This window comes from Streptomyces sp. NPDC050988 (genome assembly GCF_044456225.1).
Taxonomy (GTDB): Bacteria; Actinomycetota; Actinomycetes; order Streptomycetales; family Streptomycetaceae; genus Streptomyces.
Genome location: NZ_JBITFQ010000003.1, coordinates 546,448 through 565,376, shown reverse-complemented (window position 1 = coordinate 565,376; position 18,929 = coordinate 546,448). Strand labels below are relative to the sequence as shown.

The following is an 18,929-nucleotide window of genomic DNA, read 5'->3' as shown; positions in this document are numbered from 1 at the left end:
CCTCACGGGGCCGAGCTTCGTGAGAACCGGCCCTATGAGAACCACGAGAACAATTGGACGGAAAGTGTCGGACCTCGACCTCCTGACCCAGTCCCTGGCGCGCAGCGTCAAGCGCTGGCGCACCGAGCGCGGCTTCACCCTGGACACGCTCGCCGCCCGCGCCGGGGTCAGCCGCGGCATGCTCATCCAGATCGAGCAGGCCCGCACCAACCCCAGCCTGGGCACCGTCGTCAAGATCGGTGACGCGCTCGGCGTCAGCATCACCACGCTGCTCGACTACGAGCAGGGCCCCAAGGTGCGGATCGTCCCGGCCGACCAGGCCGTGCGGCTCTGGCACACCGACGCGGGCAGCTACAACCGGCTCCTCGCGGGCACCGAGGCGCCCGGCCCGCTGGAGATGTGGGACTGGCTGCTGATGCCGGGCGAGGGCAGCCCCTCCGACCCGCACCCCGCGGGCACGGTCGAGCTCCTCCATGTCACGAAGGGCGAACTGACGCTCACCGTCGACGGTGAGGAGTACCGCGTCCCCGCCGGGGCGAGCGTCTCCTTCGAGGCCAACACCCCTCACGCGTACGCCAATTCGGGCGACGTACCGCTGGAGATGGTCATGGCCGTGTCGGTCCCGGGCGTGCACTGAGACCCTCGTCCGGCGCCGTGCGCACGGCTGTTAGCGTGCCGTCATGCGCGCACCCATCGGACAATTCGACGACGCCACCCCCGCTCCCGACTGTCTCGACGCACTGACCCGCCCGGTCGCCGACGCCGTACGCCAGTGGCGCGGCAGCGTCCCCGCCGACCAGATCGTGTACGTCGACACCGAGCCGGAGTGGGCCGACACCGCCACCTTCGTCGAGCACTACGGCAAGGACCTCCTCGACCGGTCGGCCAACTGCGTGGTCGTCGCGGGCAGGCGCGGCGGGGAGAGCACGCTCGCCGCGTGCGTCGTGCTCTCGACCACCCGCGTCGACGTGAACGGCGCCGTGCGCCGCCAACTCGGCGCACGCAAGGCGTCGTTCGCCTCGATGGACACGGCGACCGGTGAGACCGGCATGGAGTACGGCGGCATCACGCCGATCGGACTCCCCGCGGACTGGCCGGTGCTGGTGGACTCGGCCGTGGTCGACCTCCCGTACGTGCTGGTCGGCAGCGGGCGCCGGCGGGGGAAGCTCCTCGTTCCGGGCAAGGTGTTCGCGGAGCTGCCGAACGCCGTGGTGCTGGAGGGACTTGGGGTCGCCTGACCCTTTCCCTTTCTGTTTCCGTCAGGCGGCCGAGTGGTGGGCCAGGGCGAGGTGGGGGTCCGTCTCGCCCGGGGCCGGTGACGGGTCCGCGTGGACCAGGGCCGCGGTGAGCCCCGGAACGGCGTGCAACAGGGCGTGCTCGGCCTCGACCGCGATGCCGTGGGCCTGCCGTACGCTCGCCTCGCCGTCGACGACCACCGCCACCTCGGCCCGCAGCCGGTGGCCGATCCAGCGCAGCCGCAGCTCACCCACCGCCTGCACGCCCGGCACCTCGCGCAGCGCCCGCTCGGCCGTGTCGACCAGCTCCGGGTCGATCGCGTCCATGACCCGGCGGAAGACCTCGCGTGCGGCGTCGCGCAGCACCAGCAGCAGGGCGGCCGTGATCGCCAACCCGACCACCGGGTCGGCGAGTTGCCAGCCGAGCGCGGCGCCGCCCGCGCCGAGGAGCACGGCGAGCGAGGTGAACCCGTCGGTGCGCGCGTGCAGCCCGTCCGCGACGAGCGCCGCCGAGCCGATCTCGCGGCCCACGCGGATGCGGTAGCGGGCCACCCACTCGTTGCCCGCGAAGCCGATGACGGCCGCCGCGGCCACGATCGGGATGTGCTCGACCGGTCGCGGCGCGAACAGCCGGTCGACGGCCGTCCAGCCCGCGAAGACCGCGGACGCGGCGATCGTCAGCACGATCACGAGTCCCGCCAGATCCTCCGCCCGGCCGTAGCCGTACGTGAACCGGCGCGTCGCCGCCCTCCTGCCCAGCACGAAGGCGATGCCGAGCGGTACGGCGGTGAGCGCGTCCGCCGCGTTGTGCACGGTGTCGCCGAGCAGCGCGACCGAACCGGAGACCGCGACGACGGCCGCCTGGGCCACCGCGGTCACGCCGAGGACGGCCAGCGAGATCCAGAGGGTGCGGATGCCCCGGGCCGAGGACTCGAGGGCCGGGTCGACCTTGTCGGTGGACGCGTGGGAGTGGGGCTTGAGGAGGTGGGCGACGCGGTGGGTGAGACGGTGACGGAGATCGTGGCGGGGGCCGTGGCGCAGATCGTGGCGGGCGCGGGGTGGGTGCCCGGCGCCGTGCTCGTGGTCGTGGGCGCCCTCGACCTGCCGGTGCCCGTGCTCGTGGTGGTGCTCGTGCCCGTGCTCGTCCTGGTGGCTGTGCCCGTGGTGCCCGGCGCTCACGTGAATCCCCTTTCCGGTTTCCGGCGTGCTCGGTTTTCCGGTGTGCTCGGTGGACTCGACGACGTCCACGGAGCCATTATGTGCGTATGAGCGCACGCATGCACCTGTCACCTGCGAACGATGAGCATCCGCGCACGCCCGGCGAGGAACAGTTCGCCCTCGCCGCGGAGCTTCTCGCCCTCCTGGGGGACCGCACCCGGCTCGTCCTGCTGCACGCACTGGCCGAGGACGAGGCCGACGTCACGACGCTCACGGAGCGCTGCGGAGCGGCCCGTCCGGCCGTCAGCCAGCATCTGGCGCGGCTGCGGCTGGCGGGTCTCGTCAACACACGCAAGCAGGGCCGCCGGGTGATCTACTCCCTGCGCGACGGCCACCTGCGCCGGGTCGTGGACGAGGCCCTGAACCTGGCCGATCACCGGCTCAGCGACCGGCCGGCGCACGACTGAGGCGGCCTGTTTCGGGCCGGACTCTCGGGTACTCGGGGCGTGAGCCGGAAACTCCTCCGGGCGCGGGACGCCGATGCGGGTGATGCTGGAGGTGACGGAACCACGGCCCCGAGGGTGCTTCCGACGCTGCCGGACGCCCGCGTGCGCCGGTCAGCCCGATTCAGGACGGTAACTGCCATGAACCGCGACGCAACACTCCGAAGCGACGTCATCTCCAGCCATGCGGTGGTCGGCGCCCCGTGCTGGGTGAGCCTGACGGCGCGCGACCAGCAGGCCGCGGAGGACTTCTACCGGGCGGTGCTCGGCTGGCGTTTCCGGGAGGCCAGGCTGATGGACCGGTTCCGGATCGCGTACGCGGAAGGGGTGCCCGTCGCGGGCATCGCCGCCGTGGCCTCCATGTGGCAGATGGCCGTCGCCTGGACCCCGTACTTCGCGGTGGCCAGCGCGGACGAGGCCGTCGCCCGGGGCCAGGAGCGCGGCGGTACGACGGCGGTCGGGCCCATCGGCTTCCCGCCGGGGCGCGCCGCCCTGCTGGCCGACCGCGACGGCGCCGTCTTCGGCATCTGGGAGGGTCAGCTCGTCGCCGGCTGGGAGACCTGGCGCCGGGCGGCCCCGGCCTTCCTGCGGCTGCACACGCGCAACGCCTTCGACGCCGCGATGTTCTACGGGGAGGTCCTGGAGTGGGCGACCTCGGAGCCCGGCTGCATCGAGGTCCACTACGACGGTGACGAGGTCGTGCTGCGCAGCGACGGCGACGTGGTGGCCCGTATCCACTCCGGTGCGGTGGAGGCGGCGCCCGATCCCACGGTCAGGCCGCACTGGCAGATCCACTTCGCGGTCGACGACGTCGACGCGTGCGTGACTGCGGCGCTGGCCCACGGGGGCACGGTCCAGGAGGGTGCGTCCTCGCAGGAGGCGGTGCTGCGGGACCCCGACGGCGCGCAGTTCACGGTCGCTTCGCGGAAGGAACGGTGAGGCCGGGCCTGCCGGACCGACGGGACCGCGAGACCTGAGCGGTGGGGCAGCGAGACCGGAGCGGTGTGGCCGGGCTGCCGGAACGATGGGATCGCGCCACCAGAATGAATGCCTCCGGCTGAAAAAAGCCCATCGATGACCGGAATCGATGAATGCGGCATGCGGTTCGCTGCGAATCAATCGAAAACGCTTGCTCGCGCCTGTCGCGGCGCGTACATCTGTCCCCCGCGACACTTGTTTCCCGGGGGGATGTTGGCATATGCAAGGAACTGTCGACGGATTCAGCTACGGAATGGTCACGCCGCTGGCGGCCTATGTCATGGCGTGCCTGGGAGCGGCCCTGGGGCTGCGCTGCATCACCCGGTCGCTGCGCAACGACCAGTCGTGGAAACCGGGCTGGCTGGCGCTGGGAGCGGCATCGATCGGAAGCGGAATATGGACGATGCATTTCATCGCCATGATCGGATTCCAGGTGGAGGAAAGCAGTATTCGCTATGACGTCGGCCTGACGATTCTCAGTCTCGCCGTGGCGATTGTCGTCGTCGGCCTGGGGGTTTTCGCCGTCGGCTATCGCGGCGCCAACACGGCGACCCTCGTCATGGCGGGCACCTTCACGGGCATCGGGGTCGCCGCCATGCACTACATAGGCATGGCGGCCATCCGCGTGAACGGCAGCCTGCGGTACGACGTCGGCACGGTGGCCCTCTCCGTCGTGATCGCCATCGTCGCCGCGACCGCCGCGCTCTGGGCCGCGGTCGCGATCCGCGGCTTCATGACCAGCCTGGGGGCCAGCCTCGTCATGGGCGTCGCCGTCTCCGGCATGCACTACACGGGGATGGCGGCCGTCAGCGTGCACCTCCACGGCGCGACCGGCTCGCCCGGCGCCGGCGGCTCCGCCTACACGCTCCTGCTCCCCATGCTCCTCGGCCCCGCCCTCTTCCTGCTGCTCGCGGGAGTGGTCGTGATGTTCGACCCGATGCTGGTCCTCGGGGACGGCGACTGGAGGCGGCCCGTCGCCGGCCGGCGTGCGCCCGCGCGACAGGCGACCTGGGCCGAGGAGCGCGGTTCCCTTTTCGAGGCACCGTCCGACACGGGCCGGCGTGTGTACGGGCAGGGAGCGCCGGCGCCGCGCAACTGGTGAGCGTTGCGGCGGCTCCGCTGCCCGGCGCGGGATCCCGATCGCCGGGCAGCGGGCCGTTCTTCCTCGCCGGTCGCTTGAGGCGTTCGGCGTTCGCCTCAGCGCGTTCGGCGATCCGCTGCAGCGGGTTCGTCGGACCGCTTCAGCGGGCAGTGGTCACGCCGGGTCGATGCGGGAGACGCTGCCATTGATGGCGAGCACGTACAGTTCGCCGTCGCCGCCCTGCACGAACGAGATGACCTCGCCGCCGTTGACTCCGAGGTCGCTCTCGCCGGTCACCTTCCCGTTCTTCATCCGCAGGGTGCGCAGAGTGCCGTCGCAGTAGTCGCTGAACACGTACTGCCCCTTGAGGTCCGGGATCGCCCGGCCGCGGTAGACGTATCCGCCGGTCACCGAGCAGCCCAGCCCGGTGCGGTCGTACTCGTGGACCGGCGGCACGTGGTTCGCGGGTTCCGTGCCGCCCCGGAAGGGATGGGTGCCCTCCATCTGGGACCAGCCGTAGTTCTCGCCGCCCCTGCTCTTCGCCGGGGCCCAGTCGATCTCCTCCCAGTCGCTCTGGCCGACATCACCGATCAGCAGGTCGCCGGTGCGCGCGTCGAAGGAGAACCGCCACGGGTTGCGCAGCCCGTACGCCCAGATCTCGTCCCTCGCGTTCGGGTCGTTCACGAAGGGGTTGTCCCGCGGGATCGCGTACGGCTTGCCGCCCTGCGGGTCGATCCGCAGCATTTTGCCGAGCAGCGTGTCGAGGTTCTGTCCGTTGCCGTGCGGGTCGCCGCCCGAGCCGCCGTCGCCGAGCGCGATGTAGAGGTAGCCGTCGGGGCCGAACCTGATGTCACCGCCGTTGTGGTTCGGGTAGGGCTGCGTCTGGGTGATGACGGTGCGCCGGGTGTTCGGCCGGATCTTGCCGTGGCGCACGGCGAACTCGTCCACGGTGCTGGTGCCTTCGAGGTTCGTGTACGAGATGTAGAAGTGCGCGAACCGCTTGTCGAACGCGATGCCCAGCAGGCCGCGTTCGCCGTCGGTGGTGGTGTCGCCGGATATGTCGAGGACGGGCTCGCCGAGCCCCTTGTCGTCCAGGACCCGTACCGTGCCCGCGCGTTCGGCGATCCAGACCGTGCCACCGGGCCCGGCGGCACCGGCGATCGGGTTCTGGGCCTTGGCCACTTCCTTGAGCGCGACCTTCGCCGCCTGACGTGGGGCGGCGGGCTCGTCGGCGGACGCCGTGGTCAGGGCGAGGGATGCGACGAGGCAGATGGTGCCGATGAGCGCCGAGCTTCGGGTGCGAACTTTCACCGTGACCCTCCATGAGGCGGGGATTGGGGAAGTCACCCGGCTGCCTGGGGCAGGGTTGTGTGGGTGTCGCCCGAGCCAGCACGCAACCTGGGTGGGGGGATTGTGTGCCGCTGGCCACGGATGAGGATACTGGGGCAGGGCAGTTTGGCCTAGACCAATAACCCGCCCAACTGCCGCTGTTCCGCTGCGGGTTCGCATCCTGATCTGCTGTGGGTTCACATCCCGCACCCACCGTGCACGTCAGCCCAGGCGCGGGATCTCGATCGCGGGGCAGCGGTCCATGACCATGTCGAGGCCGGCGGCGCGGGTGCGGTCGTAGGCGGCCTCGTCGATGACGCCCAGCTGGAACCAGACCGCCTTGGCGCCGATGGCGACCGCCTCGTCGGCGACCGGGCCGGCGAGGTCGCTGTTGACGAACACGTCGACGACGTCGACGTCGAAGGGGATGTCCTTCAATGAGGCGTACCCCTTCTCACCGTGGACCGTCTCCGCCTTCGGGTGGACCGGGACGATGCGCTTGCCGTAGCGCTGGAGGACGTCCGCCACGCCGTATGCGGCGCGCCGCTCGTTGGACGACAGGCCGACGATCGCCCAGGTGTCGCCGGACTCGCTGAGGATCTTGCGGATCGTTGCCGGGTCGCCGTACACGGTCGGCCTCCTTGGGGTGCGTACGAGGGGGTGCGTACGCGGGGTGCGTACGAGGGATGCGTACAAGGTTTGCTGCGCGCGACAACAGTGAGCGCGGCGCGGTGATTCCCCGCGACAAGGCTCGCGCCGGGACGACGGCCTCGGCGCGGCGGCCTCAGCGTGACGGCGTCAGTGTGACGCGGAGGCGGCCACCAGCAGTTCCACGTTGCGGTCGCCGGGACCTCCGGCCCAGCCCTCGTGGACGCCGGCCGTCATGCCCGTGGCCAGGTCGGGGGCGTTGTACGACAGCTCCCGGTACAGGGAGGCGAGGCCCACCGCCGACAGGTCGGCGAAGTCCGGGTCGGTGCGGTGCGGGGCGGCGGACTCGACGAGGGTGGTGAACAGGGACACCGTGCCGTCCCCGTTGTCGGCCAGTTCGATCACGCGGGCGTGGTGCGGGTAGTCCAGGTGGGAGGCGGTGTTGACCTCCCAGAAGGACCGGGCGGGCGTGGCGTGCGCGTGGGCCGTGATCCGGTTGACGTGGCTGTGGCCGTTGATCCACGCCACCACGTTCGGGAACCGGTGGAGCAGGGCGAGGACCTCCGCACCGTCGTGCCGCGGTTCGTCGGTGCGGGCGGCGTCGGGGCGGCGGGTCATGCTCGGACTGTGGTGGTGGCTGAAGACCAGGACATGTGCGTCGTCGGCCCCGGCGTTCCGCACGAGGCGGCCGTCGGCGTCGTAGGACCGGGAGCTGTGCGCGGCCAGCGTCCGCTCCAGCCAGCGGAGCTGATCGGTGCCCAGCGAGCCCTCGTAGTGGCCGCTGCGGTACGTCGTGTCGATGCTGATACCGATGACGTTCTCGGCGACCCGGAACGTGTAGTACATCCGGTCGCCGTCCAGGTTGTTCTCCGTGTAGCCGTGGCCGACCGGGCCCGCTCCGGCGTGGGCGGGGTCCAGATGCGCGGCCAGGTAGTCGTGCGGGGTGCACAGCCGGCGCCGTTCGTCGGCCGTCACCGTCCGCGCCGAGGTGGCGTGCCGCTTCAGGATCGCCGTGAGTACCTCGCTCTTGGGGTCGTCGCCGGAGTTCAGCGCCTTCGCGTAGGCGGCCGCGTCCGTGGCAGGGACCGACAGCAGCTTGCGGGAGCCGACGGCGAAGTCGCCCAGCGCGGGTGACAGACAGCCGCCGGGTATGTCGTCGTGGTTGCCGACCGTGGAGTACCAGGGGATGTCGAGCCCCGGGCTGGTCACGGGCCGTATCGCGGCGTCGAGGAAGCCGGGTATGCGGGGCAGCCCGCGCCGCTTGTCCAGGTCGCGCAGGGCGGCGTCGTCCGGATGCCAGTACAGAGGCAGGCCGGAGTTCTGGACGCCTTCGTACGCCGCAGGATCCCCGCTGTTGGGAGTGATCCTGCCGCCGCTCATCAGCGTGAGGAACCACTCCAGTTCGATCGCGGAGTTGTTGTCGATGTTGTCGCCCGTCGTCATCACGAACCCGGGCGCGAGACCGGTGTTCGGTCCCTCTCCGAGCGCGTTCACCTGCTCCACGAGCGCCACCGCCCCGGCCACCCCCAGCGCCTCCTGGGCCCGCCACGCGGCGGGCCTGCGCGACCGCAGGAACTCGGTGCGCAGCGGGTTCTGCACATCGGTGAGGTGCAGGTCGGTGAACTGCACGAAGCACGCGAGCGGTGTGCGCCGGTCCTGGCAGCCGGTGGCGGCAGGAGCGAGATCTCCGCGTACGACCATGGGCCAGCCGGGGCCCGATACGAGCCGTCGGTAGGTGCCGTGCGCTTGGCCTCCGAGGCGGGCCGTCGTGTCCAGAGTGGTGGCCGCGTACGGCGCCGCGCGTCGCGGCGCCTGGCGTGCCGGTCGTCGGGTGGCGAGGGGCGGCTGCGGGGCCGCACTCTCCGCGGCTGGTTGCACGGAGGGGGTCGGGCGCTGCCGTGGGAAGAGGGTCGCGGCTCCTCCGGTCGCTCCCACCGCGACGGCGCCGGACGCCAGCAGAAAGCGACGACGGTCGATTGCGGATGCGGTCCCCGCCATTTCGGTCCCGGTCATGGGGCGGCCCTCCGGTGCCTCCTGGAGATTCACTGAGCGGAACCACTCATTCAGGCCGTGGGGGCAGGGGCGTGGGCGCGGGTGTGGCGTAGCCGTGAACACGGCCGGAACAGGTGGAGCGGCCGATGGGGCCCGTAGTGCCGGTCCGTCCGCCGCGTCCGTCGGCAGGTCCGAACGCCGGTCCGTCCCCGGTCTCTCCGCACGTCCGCCCGCCGGTCCGCGACACCCGCCGTGATAGCTTGCCGAGGCCAGTCGAACCCATGTACGTGGGTCAGGGAATCCGGTGGAAATCCGGAGCTGACGCGCAGCGGTGAGGGTGACGGGCGGGGCATCGGCCACTGGACCGGTATGACGGTCCGGGAAGGCGCCTCGTCCGGGTGACCCCGAGTCCGAAGACCTGCTGGCGGCCTCCGCGGTCACGCGCCGACGGGGGAGCACCGTACGACCGGGCTCCGCGTTCGAGCCCTCGACGCCTGAGGAACTCCCGTGCCCGTCGCACGTCTTGCCCGTCCCGCTGCCCTCGTCCTGTCCGGGGCCCTCCTGCTGACCGGCTGCGGTTCGGGAGACACATCGTCGGACACGGACTCCGGGAACTCCGGGCCCGCCGTCACCCTCGACAACTGCGGGCAGACCGTACGCGTCGAGTCCCCGCCGAAGCGGGCCGTCTCCCTCAACCAGGGCACCACCGAGATCATGCTCTCGCTCGGCCTCGCCGACCGCATGGCCGGCACCGCGACCTGGACCGACCCGGTGATGAAGGGCCTGGAGAAGGCGAACGCGAAGGTGGAGCGGATCGCCGACAACAACCCCTCCTTCGAACGTGTCCTGGACGCCGACCCCGACTTCGTCGCCGCCTCGTTCGTGTCGACGCTCGGCAAGGGCGGCGTGGCCACCCGGGAGCAGTTCGAGAAGCTCGGCGTGCCCGCCTACGTCTCGCCCTCCGACTGTGTCGGCAAGGACAACGCCTCGGGTGGTGACGGCTCACGGAAGAAGGCCCTCGGCATCGACGCCGTCTACGGCGAAGTGCGCGACCTGGCCGAGGTGTTCGGCGTCGAGAAGCGGGGCGAGCAACTCGTCGCCGACCTCAAGCGGCGTACGAAGAAGGCCACTTCGGGAATCGATGCCTCCGATGTCACCCTCCTGTACTGGTTCGCCAACTCCGACTCGCCCTACATGGCGGGCTGTTGCGGCGCGCCCGGCGTCATCACCCGGACCCTCGGCGCGAAGAACGTCTTCGACGACACGCGCGAGGAGTGGCCCCAGATCAACTGGGAGACCGTCGCCGACCGCGACCCCGACGTGCTCGTCATCGGCGACCTGACGCGCAAGTCGCAGACCGCGGAGTCCGCGAAGAAGAAGATCGAGTTCCTGGAGTCCGACCCGGTCACCAAGAACATGACCGCCGTGAAGAAGAAGCGGTACGTCCTGCTCAGCGGGCAGGCGATGAACCCGACCATCCGCACGGTCGAGGGTGTCGAGCAAGTCGCCTCCGCCCTGCGGGAGTTCGGGCTCGCCGGGTGACACGGTCGCGCCTGGGACTGCTCATCGCCGCGGGCGTCGCCCTGCTCCTCGCATCTGTCGCCGTCGCCATCACCATCGGCCCCGCGGACATCCGGGTCGGCGACGTCTGGTCCGTGGTCGCCTCCCATCTCGGCTGGGGCAGCACGGAGTTGACCCCGATCCGGGAGGGCATCGTCTGGGAACTGCGCCTGCCGCGTACGCTCCTGGCGGCCGTGTGCGGTGCCGGACTCGCCGTGTGCGGCGCGGTGATGCAGTCCCTGCTGCGCAACCCGCTCGCCGACCCGTTCGTCCTCGGGGTGTCCTCCGGCGCCTCGACCGGCGCCGTGATCGTGGTCGTCCTCGGCGTCGGCGGGGGCCTGGTCTCCGTCTCCGCGGGCGCGTTCCTCGGCGCGGTGCTGTCGTTCGGGCTCGTCCTGCTGCTCAGCCACACACTGGGCGGGGCGACGGACCGTGTGGTGCTGAGCGGGGTCGCCGCGATGCAGCTCTTCTCCGCGCTCACCTCCTTCGTCGTGATGACCGCCGCGGATGCCGAGACCACCCGCGGGGTGCTGTTCTGGCTGCTCGGTTCGCTGAGCGGGGTCGGCTGGACCGACGTCTGGGTGTGCTTCGCGGTCCTCGCGGTGACGCTGCTGGTGTGCCTCGGGTACGCGCGGACGCTCGACGCGTTCGCCTTCGGCCAGGACGCCGCCGCGACGCTCGGGGTCTCCGTGGCCCGTACGCGACTCGTGCTGCTGTGCGCCACGGCACTGCTGACCGCCGCGCTCGTCAGCTCGGCGGGCGCGATCGGCTTCGTCGGCCTCGTACTCCCGCATGCGGCAAGGGCGTTGGTGGGGGCAGGGCACGCCCGGCTGCTGCCGGTCACCGCCCTCGCCGGAGCGGTGTTCCTGGTGTGGGTGGACACTCTGGCCCGTACCGTCCTCGATCCACAGGAGGTGCCCGTGGGCGTGGTGACCTCGTTGATCGGCGTACCGGTCTTCGTGCTGGTGCTGTACCGGACGCGGAGGGTGTGATGACGGCGGAGGACATCAAGAGCACCGGGCGCGTGCGGGCAGCACCTGGAACCGAGCGCGCGCAGGCCGCGCGGGGAGAGGGGCTCCGAGCCCACCGCGTCACGCGCACCGCCGACGGCCGCGTCATCCTCGACGGCGTCAGCATCACCCCGGTCCCCGGCACCACCGTCGGACTGCTCGGCCCGAACGGCTCCGGCAAGTCCACCCTCCTGCGCCTGCTCGCCGGTGTCCTCGCCCCGGCCTCCGGTGTCGTCACCCTCGACGGCAGCCCCCTCGCCGAACTGGGCCGCCGCGACATCGCCCGCCGTGTCGCCGTGGTCGAGCAACAGGCCGACACCCAGGTCGAGTTGAGCGTCCTGGACGTCGTACGGCTCGGCCGCACACCCCATCGCCGCGCCTGGACCCCGGCGTCCGAGGCGGACGAACGGGCCGTACGCGACGCGCTGGACCGCACCGGCCTGACCGGACTCGCCCGTCAGTCCTGGCACACCCTCTCCGGCGGCGAGCGCCAGCGCGTGCAGATCGCCCGCGCACTCGCCCAGGAACCCCGCGAACTGCTCCTCGACGAACCGACCAACCACCTGGACATCCAGCATCAGCTCGACCTGCTGACCCTCGTCACCTCGCTCCCGGTCACCAGCGTCGTCGCCCTGCACGATCTCAACCTCGCGGCGATGTACTGCGATCAGCTCGTGGTCCTGCGCGAGGGGCACGTCGTGGCCTGTGGCAGCCCGGGCGACATCCTCACGGAAGGGCTCATCGCCGAGGTGTACGGGGTCCGGGCGGCCGTCACACGGGACGGTCCCGACGACCGGCCGCACGTGCGTTTCGTGGGCACCGTGAGTTGACCGGCGTACCGGCGAATCGTCCTGCCCGTACCGGTGATTCGCGAACGCGTGTCCGGAAAAGACGTCAGCCTCCCTGCGCCGGACCCCGCACGCGCCTACGCTCACCCCGTGCTGCGTATCACCGATGCCCGAACCGGCGAGCCCACCGACGCCACCCCCGCCCGCAGGGGCCTGACCCGCGTCGAGGCGCGTGTGCCGCGCCCCGACACCACGGGCCTGCGCGTGCTCCTGGTCGCCGACGTCCTCGTACGCGCCCTGGAGATCAGCGGGACACCCGTCTGGACCGTGCTGACCGGCACCGAGGGGCGTACGGAACTCCGGGCCCGCGCCACGGCGCTCGGCATCCGGCCGTTCGAGGACGAGCGCGACAGCGGATCGGGTCTCGGCGAGGCCCAGGTACTGCGTGTGTGCGTTCCGGATACGGATACGAATACGGATAGGGCGGACGGTGCGACCGGCGCGACCGGCGCGACCGGCGTGGTCGAGGACGACGGCGCGGCGAAGGGTCTGCGGGTCGCGGTCGCCCCGGTCGACGCCGAGAGCGGAGTGGCGGACGACGACGAGCGAGCCTCGGCCCTCCGCCTCGCCCTGCTCGCGTGCCCCCGCCGCGAACCCCTCCGGCTCGACGAGGCGGCCCTCACGGACGCCGAGGACACCCTGCGGCGCTGGCGAGGTGCCGTCGCCACCTGGGCGACCCGGCCGTCCGGCCCCATCCCCGATCCCGTACGCCAACAGCTGCGCGCCGCCTGGGAGGACGACCTGGACGTGCCCGCCGTACTCGCCGTGCTGCGCAAGGTGGAGACGTCGGGGACCGTCCCGGACGGCGCCCGCTTCGAGACGTACGCCTACGCGGACCGGCTCCTCGGGCTCGAACTCACCCGTGACATCGGCCGCGAGACCCCCTCGTGATCGCGCGCGCCGGAGCGGGCCCGCTGCGCCGCCTGGTCGTCCTGCGGCACGCCAAGTCGGCCTGGCCGGACGACGTGGGCGACCACGAGCGGCCGCTCGCCCCGCGCGGGCGCCGCGACGCCCCGGCCGCCGGCCGCGCGCTGGCCGACATCGACTGCCTGCCCGACCTGGCGCTCTGCTCCACCGCCGTACGCGCCCGGCAGACCTGGGAACTGACCGCCGGACAGTGGGGCACACCGCCTCCCGTACGCCACGACCCACGGCTGTACGGGGCCGACGTGCCCGAACTGCTCGAAGTGGTGCGCGAAGTGTCCGCGCACATCAAGACGTTGGTGCTGGTCGGGCACAACCCCGGTCTGGAGGAGCTGGTGCTCACCCTGGCCGGCGACAGCCTCGACGACGCGCTGGCCGACGTACGGACGAAGTTCCCGACGTCGGCGATCGCGGTCCTCGTCTGGCACGGCGACGACTGGGGCTCCCTCGGCCCCGGCACGGCCCTGCTCACCGACATGATCGTGCCGCGGGGACAGAAGCCGGGACGGTAGCGGGGGCGGCAGCAGGGACCAATGGTGAGCTGAGCCCTGCCCGCGAGGAGCGCCGGTCGCGGTGGACCGGACGGCCGCACGCGCGCGTGCAGCGCATACGCTGGCCCGATGCAGGACGAGTACCGCACGGTGGCCCGCGCAGGCGTGCACGAGACCGAGGTCAACCGCTCACGCTTCCTCTGCGCACTGGCGCCGGCGGCCACCGAACAGGAGGCCCAGGCCTTCCTCGCCGTCGTCCGCAAGGAGCACGCCGACGCGACGCACAACTGCTTCGCGTACGTCATCGGCGCCGACGCCTCCGTCCAGAAGGCGAGCGACGACGGGGAACCGGGCGGCACGGCGGGCGTCCCGATGCTCCAGATGCTGCTCCGGCGCGACATGCGGTACGTCGTCGCGGTCGTCACCCGCTACTACGGGGGCGTCAAACTCGGCGCGGGCGGGCTCATCCGGGCCTACGGAGGCGCAGTGGGCGAGGCCCTGGACACCCTCGGCACGATCACACGTAAACGCTTTCGTCTGGCCACGGTGACGGTCGACCACCAGCGGGCGGGCAAGGTGGAGAACGACCTGAGATCGACCGGCCGCGAGGTGCGCGACGTGCGCTACGGAGAGGCCGTCACCATCGAGATCGGGCTGCCGGACGCCGATGTCGAGGCCTTCCGGGGCTGGCTGGCCGACGTCACGGCCGGTACCGCCGGCTTCGAACTGGGCGGCGAGGCATACGGGGACGTATAGGGCGCGGTACATACGGGGACACACAAGGCTCAGGTGTCACAGAGGTTCAAAGAGGCGCAGAGGCTACCGTAGCGGGCCGATACGGGAGTAGCCGCCCGTGATGTCCGACCCGGCCGTTAGTCTCGGGGATCATGAGGCTTCTGCACACTTCCGACTGGCATCTGGGCCGGGCGTTCCACCGGGTGAACATGCTCGGTGCCCAGGCCGAGTTCATCGGCCACCTCGTCACGACCGTGCGCGAGCGCGACGTGGACGCGGTGGTCGTGTCGGGGGACGTGTACGACCGGGCGGTGCCCCCACTGGCCGCGGTCGAGCTCTTCGACGAGGCCCTGCACCGGCTGGCGGACCTCGGAGTGCCCACGGTGATGATCTCCGGGAACCACGACTCGGCGCGCCGTCTCGGCGTCGGCGCCGGCCTCATCGACCGCGCGGGCATCCATCTGCGGACCGACCCGTCGGCGTGCGGCACACCGGTCGTGCTGGAGGACACGTTCGGTGAAGTGGCCTTCTACGGACTGCCGTATCTGGAACCGGCGCTGGTGAAGGACGAGTTCGGCGTGGAGAAGGCGGGCCACGAGGCCGTGCTCGCCGCCGCCATGGACCGGGTCCGCGCCGACCTCGCCACGCGCGCGGGTGGCACCCGTTCCGTCGTCCTCGCCCATGCCTTCGTCACCGGCGGCGAGGCCAGCGACAGCGAGCGCGACATCACGGTCGGCGGGGTCGCCGCCGTACCGGCCGGGGTCTTCGACGGCGTCGACTACGCCGCGCTCGGGCATCTGCACGGCAGCCAGACGATCACCGAGCGCGTGCGCTACTCGGGATCGCCGCTGCCGTACTCCTTCTCGGAGACCGACCACCGCAAGACCATGTGGCTCGTCGACCTGGGAGCCGACGGCTCGGTCGGGGCCGAGCGCCTGGACTGCCCGGTGCCGCGCACCCTCGCCCGTGTCCGGGGGCATCTGGAGGACCTGCTCGTCGATCCGGAGCTCGCTCGGCACGAGGAGGCGTGGGTCGAGGCCACCCTCACCGACCCGGTGCGCCCCGCCGATCCCATGGCCCGGCTCTTGGCGCGCTTCCCGCACACGCTCAGCCTCGTCTTCGAGCCCGAGCGGGCACCGGACGACCCCGACGTCTCGTACGCCCGGCGGCTGGCCGGCCGCAGTGACCAGGAGATCGCGGAGGACTTCGTGGCCCATGTGCGCGGCGCCGGACCCGACGCACGCGAACAGGCCGTGCTCCAGGACGTGTTCGACGCGGTCCGCGCCGACGACACGGTCCGTGAGGTCGCCCGGTGAACCCGGCGTACGAGCATCCCGCTGAGGCGGGCCCCACGGGGAGCCCGGTGAAGACGTACGACCTGCACATCGAGGGGGCGGGGGCCCGATGAGGCTGCACCGGCTGCACATCACCGCCTTCGGGCCGTTCGGCGGCGCCCAGGAGGTCGACTTCGACGACCTGTCGGCCGCCGGGCTCTTCCTGCTGCACGGCCCGACGGGCGCGGGCAAGACGTCCGTCCTGGACGCCGTCTGCTTCGCGCTGTACGGATCCGTGCCGGGCGCCCGCCAGGGAGGTTCCCTGCGCAGCGACCACGCGTCGGCCGCCACCCGCACCGAGGTGACCCTCGAACTCACCGTGGCCGGCCGCCGGTTGGAGCTCACCCGGCAGCCGCCCTGGGAGCGCCCCAAGAAGCGCGGCGCGGGCACGACGACCGAGAAGGCACAGAGCTGGCTGCGCGAGTACGACGCGCCGGCGGGCTCCTGGAAGGACCTCAGCCGCTCCCACCAGGAGATCGGCGAGGAGATCACCCAGCTGCTCGGCATGAGCCGCGAGCAGTTCTGCCAGGTCGTGCTGCTGCCCCAGGGCGACTTCGCGCGCTTCCTGCGTGCCGACGCCGAGGCCCGCGGCAAGCTCCTCGGACGGCTCTTCGACACCCGCCGCTTCGCCGCCGTCGAACAACGACTGGCCGAGCTTCGCCGCGCCGCCGAGACCCAAGTGCGTGCGGCGGACGCGGAGTTGCTGGCCGACGGCCACCGTATGCAGCAGGCGGCCGGTGACATCGTGGAGCTGCCGCTGCCCGACCTGTCGCCGGGCGAACCGGGCCTCGCCGAGTCCGTACTGGAATGGGCGGCCATCGCCAGAAGCACGGCCCGCGAGAGGTTCACGGTCGCCCACTGTGCGCAGGCGGCTGCCGAGTCGGCCCAGGCCGCCGTGCATCACGTACTGGAGGACGTACGCGAAGTGGCGCGGCTCCAGCGCCGGTTCGCCGAGGCGCGGGAGCGGGCCGCGCGCCTTGAGGAGCGGTCCGGGGCCCACCGGGAGGCCCAGGCGCGTATGGAGCGGGCCCGCAAGGCCGAGGTGGTGGCGCCCGCGCTCGGGCTGCGGGACGCGACAGAGACCGAACACCGGCGGGCGGCCGGTACCGAGGCACGCGCGCGTGCCCTCCTGTCGGAGACCTTTGCCGACGCGGGGGCGACGGGCCTCGCGACCGCCGCACGGAAGGCCGCCGAGGAGCTGGGCGGGCTGGAGTCGGCCCGCCGAGCCGAGCACCGGATCGCCGAACTCAGCGACGAGCGCGACGGGTTGGACCGGCAGGAGCGCGCCGACGAGGACGTGCTGCACGATGCCGAGACCTGGCTCGCCGAGTGGGACTCGACCCGGATGGACCTGCAGACGCGTATCGAGGCGGCCCAGGAGGCAGCCACCCGCGCCGAGCAGCTCGCCGTCCAGCGCGAGCCCGCACAGACGCGGCTCGCGGCCGCCCGGCTGCGCGACCAGCTCGCCGGGGACACGGACGAGGCCCACGCGCGCGTGCTCGCCGCGCGTGAGCGTGCCACGGACGCGCGCGCCCACTGGCTGGACCTGAAGGAACAGCGTCTGAAGGGCATCGCCGCGGAACTCGCCGCGGGCTTGGTGGACGGCGAGGCCTGCGCCGTCTGTGGTGCCACCGAACATCCTGCGCCCGCCCGGAAGGTCGACGGACACGTCGGCCAGCAGGCCGAGGAGACCGCGCTCGCCGCGTACCAGCGTGCCGACGAGCAGCGCACCGAGGAGGAGCGGCGGCTCGGGGTCGTCCGCGAGGCGCTCGCCGCCGCGACGGCCGAGGCGGGAGACCTGCCCACCGGGCAACTCGCCGAACTGGCCGAGGAATTGGAGCAGCGACACGCAGAGGCGCACGGTGCCGCCTCAGGGCTGCACGCGGCCCGTGAAGCCCTGGGGCAGGCCGAGCGCGAGCGCGAACGGCGGCTCGCCGCCCAGCAGGAGGCCGCCCGCCGGGTCGCTTCCCGCGCCTCGCTGCGGGACGCGCTCGATCGCGAACGGGCCTCCCTGGAGGGGGAGTTGACACAGGCCCGGGGTTCGGCGGGCAGCGTCGCCGCGCGGGCATCGCAACTGGAGCGGCAGGTCGCGCTGCTCACCGAGGCCGCCGACGCCGCACGTGTCGCGGCGGACACCGCCCAGCGACTGAAGGACGCCGACGCGCGACTCGCCGACGCGGCCTTCCGCGCCGGGTTCGACACACCGTCGGCCGCCGCGGCCGCCCTCCTCGACGACGCTGCCCATCGCGACCTCCAGCACCGGCTCGACGCCTGGCAGCAGGAAGAGGCGGCGGTCCGCGCGGTGCTCGCCGAGGCCGAGACGACGGCCGCCGCCGGGCAGCCGCCCGCCGACCTCCAGGCCGCCGAACAGGCCGCGTCCGCCGCAGGCCGACGCGTGCGCGAGGCGGCCTCCGCCCGTGACGCGGCCGACCGCCGCTGCGCGGAGTTGGACCGGCTGACCCGCCGGGCGGGCGGTTCCGTGCGCCGACTGGGGCCGCTGCGCGAGGAGTACGACCGTGTGGCCCGCCTCGCCACGCTCGCGGCCGGCACGTCCGCGGACAACGAGCGCAAGATGCGCCTGGAGTCCTACGTCCTCGCCGCCCGGCTGGAGCAGGTCGCCGCCGCCGCGACGATGCGGCTCCAGCGCATGTCCTCGGGGCGCTACACCCTCGTCCACTCCGACGACCGGGCCGGGCGCGGCCGCAGTGGCCTCGGCCTGCACGTCGTCGACGCCTGGACGGGCCGCGAGCGCGACACGGCGACCCTCTCCGGCGGCGAGACGTTCTTCGCGTCCCTCGCCCTCGCGCTGGGCCTCGCCGACGTGGTCACCGACGAGGCCGGGGGCGTCCGCCTCGACACGCTCTTCATCGACGAGGGCTTCGGCAGCCTCGACGACCAGACGCTCGACGAGGTTCTCGACGTGCTCGACTCACTGCGGGAACGGGACCGCAGCGTCGGGATCGTCAGCCATGTCGCCGATCTGCGGCGCCGGATCCATGCGCAGCTGGAGGTGGTGAAGGGGCGGTCGGGGTCGGTTGTTCGGCAGGGGGGCGGCTGACCGGCCGTTCGCGTGGCCGTGGCCGTGGCCGTGGCCGGGGAATGG

At 72.2% G+C, this 18,929-nt stretch carries 17 protein-coding genes and 1 riboswitch; of the genes, 13 read left to right on the top strand and 4 right to left on the bottom strand.

All coding sequences use genetic code 11. The features are described from left to right. Nucleotides 1-64: 64 nt before the first annotated feature. Together ACIBEI_RS10760 and ACIBEI_RS10755 are read left to right on the top strand one after the other, a co-directional pair. A complete protein-coding gene (locus ACIBEI_RS10760; protein WP_398887195.1) occupies nt 65-637 on the top strand; it encodes a helix-turn-helix domain-containing protein in 573 nt (190 codons plus the stop codon). A gap of 43 nt (nt 638-680) precedes the next feature. Continuing rightward, the gene (locus tag ACIBEI_RS10755) at nt 681-1,238 is read left to right on the top strand and encodes a YbaK/EbsC family protein (RefSeq protein WP_398887193.1); all 558 of its coding nucleotides are present in this window, start codon (nt 681-683) and stop codon (nt 1,236-1,238) included. A gap of 21 nt (nt 1,239-1,259) precedes the next feature. On the opposite strand, the gene ACIBEI_RS10750 is transcribed toward ACIBEI_RS10755, so the two are convergent. Beyond that, entirely contained in the window at nt 1,260-2,414 is a 1,155-nt protein-coding gene (locus tag ACIBEI_RS10750) for a cation diffusion facilitator family transporter (RefSeq protein WP_398887408.1), read from the bottom strand. Between the two features lie 86 nt (nt 2,415-2,500). On the opposite strand from ACIBEI_RS10750, the gene ACIBEI_RS10745 reads away from it, so the two are divergent. The 3 genes from ACIBEI_RS10745 to ACIBEI_RS10735 all read left to right on the top strand — a co-directional run bounded on the left by ACIBEI_RS10745 (nt 2,501) and on the right by ACIBEI_RS10735 (nt 4,976). Then, complete coding sequence (locus tag ACIBEI_RS10745) at nt 2,501-2,860, top strand: ArsR/SmtB family transcription factor (protein WP_398887191.1); 360 nt, start codon at nt 2,501-2,503, stop codon at nt 2,858-2,860. Nucleotides 2,861-3,037: 177 nt separating this feature from the next. Then, nucleotides 3,038-3,835 carry a VOC family protein gene (locus tag ACIBEI_RS10740; protein ID WP_398887189.1) on the top strand — a complete coding sequence of 266 codons (798 nt, stop codon included), beginning with the start codon at nt 3,038-3,040 and terminating at the stop codon, nt 3,833-3,835. Between the two features lie 259 nt (nt 3,836-4,094). Beyond that, a complete protein-coding gene (locus ACIBEI_RS10735; protein WP_398887187.1) occupies nt 4,095-4,976 on the top strand; it encodes an MHYT domain-containing protein in 882 nt (293 codons plus the stop codon). A 153-nt stretch (nt 4,977-5,129) separates the two neighbouring features. On the opposite strand, the gene ACIBEI_RS10730 is transcribed toward ACIBEI_RS10735, so the two are convergent. The 3 genes from ACIBEI_RS10730 to ACIBEI_RS10720 form a co-directional block, all read right to left on the bottom strand. Beyond that, complete coding sequence (locus ACIBEI_RS10730) at nt 5,130-6,266, bottom strand: PQQ-dependent sugar dehydrogenase (RefSeq protein ID WP_398887185.1); 1,137 nt, start codon at nt 6,264-6,266, stop codon at nt 5,130-5,132. Between the two features lie 240 nt (nt 6,267-6,506). Further along, complete coding sequence (locus ACIBEI_RS10725) at nt 6,507-6,914, bottom strand: CoA-binding protein (RefSeq protein WP_398887183.1); 408 nt, start codon at nt 6,912-6,914, stop codon at nt 6,507-6,509. Nucleotides 6,915-7,082: 168 nt separating this feature from the next. After that, nucleotides 7,083-8,945, bottom strand: a complete 1,863-nt coding sequence (locus ACIBEI_RS10720) for a TIGR03767 family metallophosphoesterase (protein WP_398887181.1) — start codon at nt 8,943-8,945, stop codon at nt 7,083-7,085. A gap of 232 nt (nt 8,946-9,177) precedes the next feature. Next, a riboswitch (cobalamin riboswitch) is annotated at nt 9,178-9,365 on the top strand. A gap of 66 nt (nt 9,366-9,431) precedes the next feature. Here ACIBEI_RS10720 and ACIBEI_RS10715 point away from each other — a divergent pair. The 8 genes from ACIBEI_RS10715 to ACIBEI_RS10680 all read left to right on the top strand — a co-directional run bounded on the left by ACIBEI_RS10715 (nt 9,432) and on the right by ACIBEI_RS10680 (nt 18,884). Beyond that, a complete protein-coding gene (locus ACIBEI_RS10715; protein WP_398887179.1) occupies nt 9,432-10,466 on the top strand; it encodes an ABC transporter substrate-binding protein in 1,035 nt (344 codons plus the stop codon). Continuing rightward, nucleotides 10,463-11,476 carry a FecCD family ABC transporter permease gene (locus ACIBEI_RS10710; protein WP_398887177.1) on the top strand — a complete coding sequence of 338 codons (1,014 nt, stop codon included), beginning with the start codon at nt 10,463-10,465 and terminating at the stop codon, nt 11,474-11,476. The genes ACIBEI_RS10715 and ACIBEI_RS10710 overlap by 4 nt, the downstream gene beginning before the upstream one ends. After that, nucleotides 11,476-12,324 carry an ABC transporter ATP-binding protein gene (locus ACIBEI_RS10705; protein WP_398887175.1) on the top strand — a complete coding sequence of 283 codons (849 nt, stop codon included), beginning with the start codon at nt 11,476-11,478 and terminating at the stop codon, nt 12,322-12,324. Before ACIBEI_RS10710 ends, ACIBEI_RS10705 begins: the two co-directional genes overlap by 1 nt. Nucleotides 12,325-12,432: 108 nt before the next feature. Next, nucleotides 12,433-13,233, top strand: a complete 801-nt coding sequence (locus tag ACIBEI_RS10700; protein ID WP_398887173.1) for a hypothetical protein — start codon at nt 12,433-12,435, stop codon at nt 13,231-13,233. Beyond that, nucleotides 13,230-13,778, top strand: a complete 549-nt coding sequence (locus tag ACIBEI_RS10695; protein ID WP_398887171.1) for a SixA phosphatase family protein — start codon at nt 13,230-13,232, stop codon at nt 13,776-13,778. The genes ACIBEI_RS10700 and ACIBEI_RS10695 overlap by 4 nt, the downstream gene beginning before the upstream one ends. Nucleotides 13,779-13,886: 108 nt before the next feature. Further along, on the top strand, nt 13,887-14,513 hold the full coding sequence (locus ACIBEI_RS10690; RefSeq protein ID WP_398887169.1) for a YigZ family protein: 627 nt from the start codon (nt 13,887-13,889) through the stop codon (nt 14,511-14,513). 131 nt (nt 14,514-14,644) lie between these two features. Further along, entirely contained in the window at nt 14,645-15,808 is a 1,164-nt protein-coding gene (locus tag ACIBEI_RS10685; RefSeq protein WP_398887168.1) for an exonuclease SbcCD subunit D, read from the top strand. An 88-nt stretch (nt 15,809-15,896) separates the two neighbouring features. Beyond that, complete coding sequence (locus ACIBEI_RS10680) at nt 15,897-18,884, top strand: AAA family ATPase (protein ID WP_398887166.1); 2,988 nt, start codon at nt 15,897-15,899, stop codon at nt 18,882-18,884. Nucleotides 18,885-18,929 lie beyond the last annotated feature (45 nt).

Coding starts and splice junctions, on each gene's coding strand:
- ACIBEI_RS10685 (WP_398887168.1), top strand. CDS start 14,645: ATGAGGCTTCTGCACACTTCCGACTGGCATCTGGGCCGGGCGTTCCAC.
- ACIBEI_RS10720 (WP_398887181.1), bottom strand. CDS start 8,945: ATGACCGGGACCGAAATGGCGGGGACCGCATCCGCAATCGACCGTCGT.
- ACIBEI_RS10755 (WP_398887193.1), top strand. CDS start 681: ATGCGCGCACCCATCGGACAATTCGACGACGCCACCCCCGCTCCCGAC.
- ACIBEI_RS10680 (WP_398887166.1), top strand. CDS start 15,897: ATGAGGCTGCACCGGCTGCACATCACCGCCTTCGGGCCGTTCGGCGGC.
- ACIBEI_RS10735 (WP_398887187.1), top strand. CDS start 4,095: ATGCAAGGAACTGTCGACGGATTCAGCTACGGAATGGTCACGCCGCTG.
- ACIBEI_RS10745 (WP_398887191.1), top strand. CDS start 2,501: ATGAGCGCACGCATGCACCTGTCACCTGCGAACGATGAGCATCCGCGC.
- ACIBEI_RS10690 (WP_398887169.1), top strand. CDS start 13,887: ATGCAGGACGAGTACCGCACGGTGGCCCGCGCAGGCGTGCACGAGACC.
- ACIBEI_RS10740 (WP_398887189.1), top strand. CDS start 3,038: ATGAACCGCGACGCAACACTCCGAAGCGACGTCATCTCCAGCCATGCG.
- ACIBEI_RS10705 (WP_398887175.1), top strand. CDS start 11,476: ATGACGGCGGAGGACATCAAGAGCACCGGGCGCGTGCGGGCAGCACCT.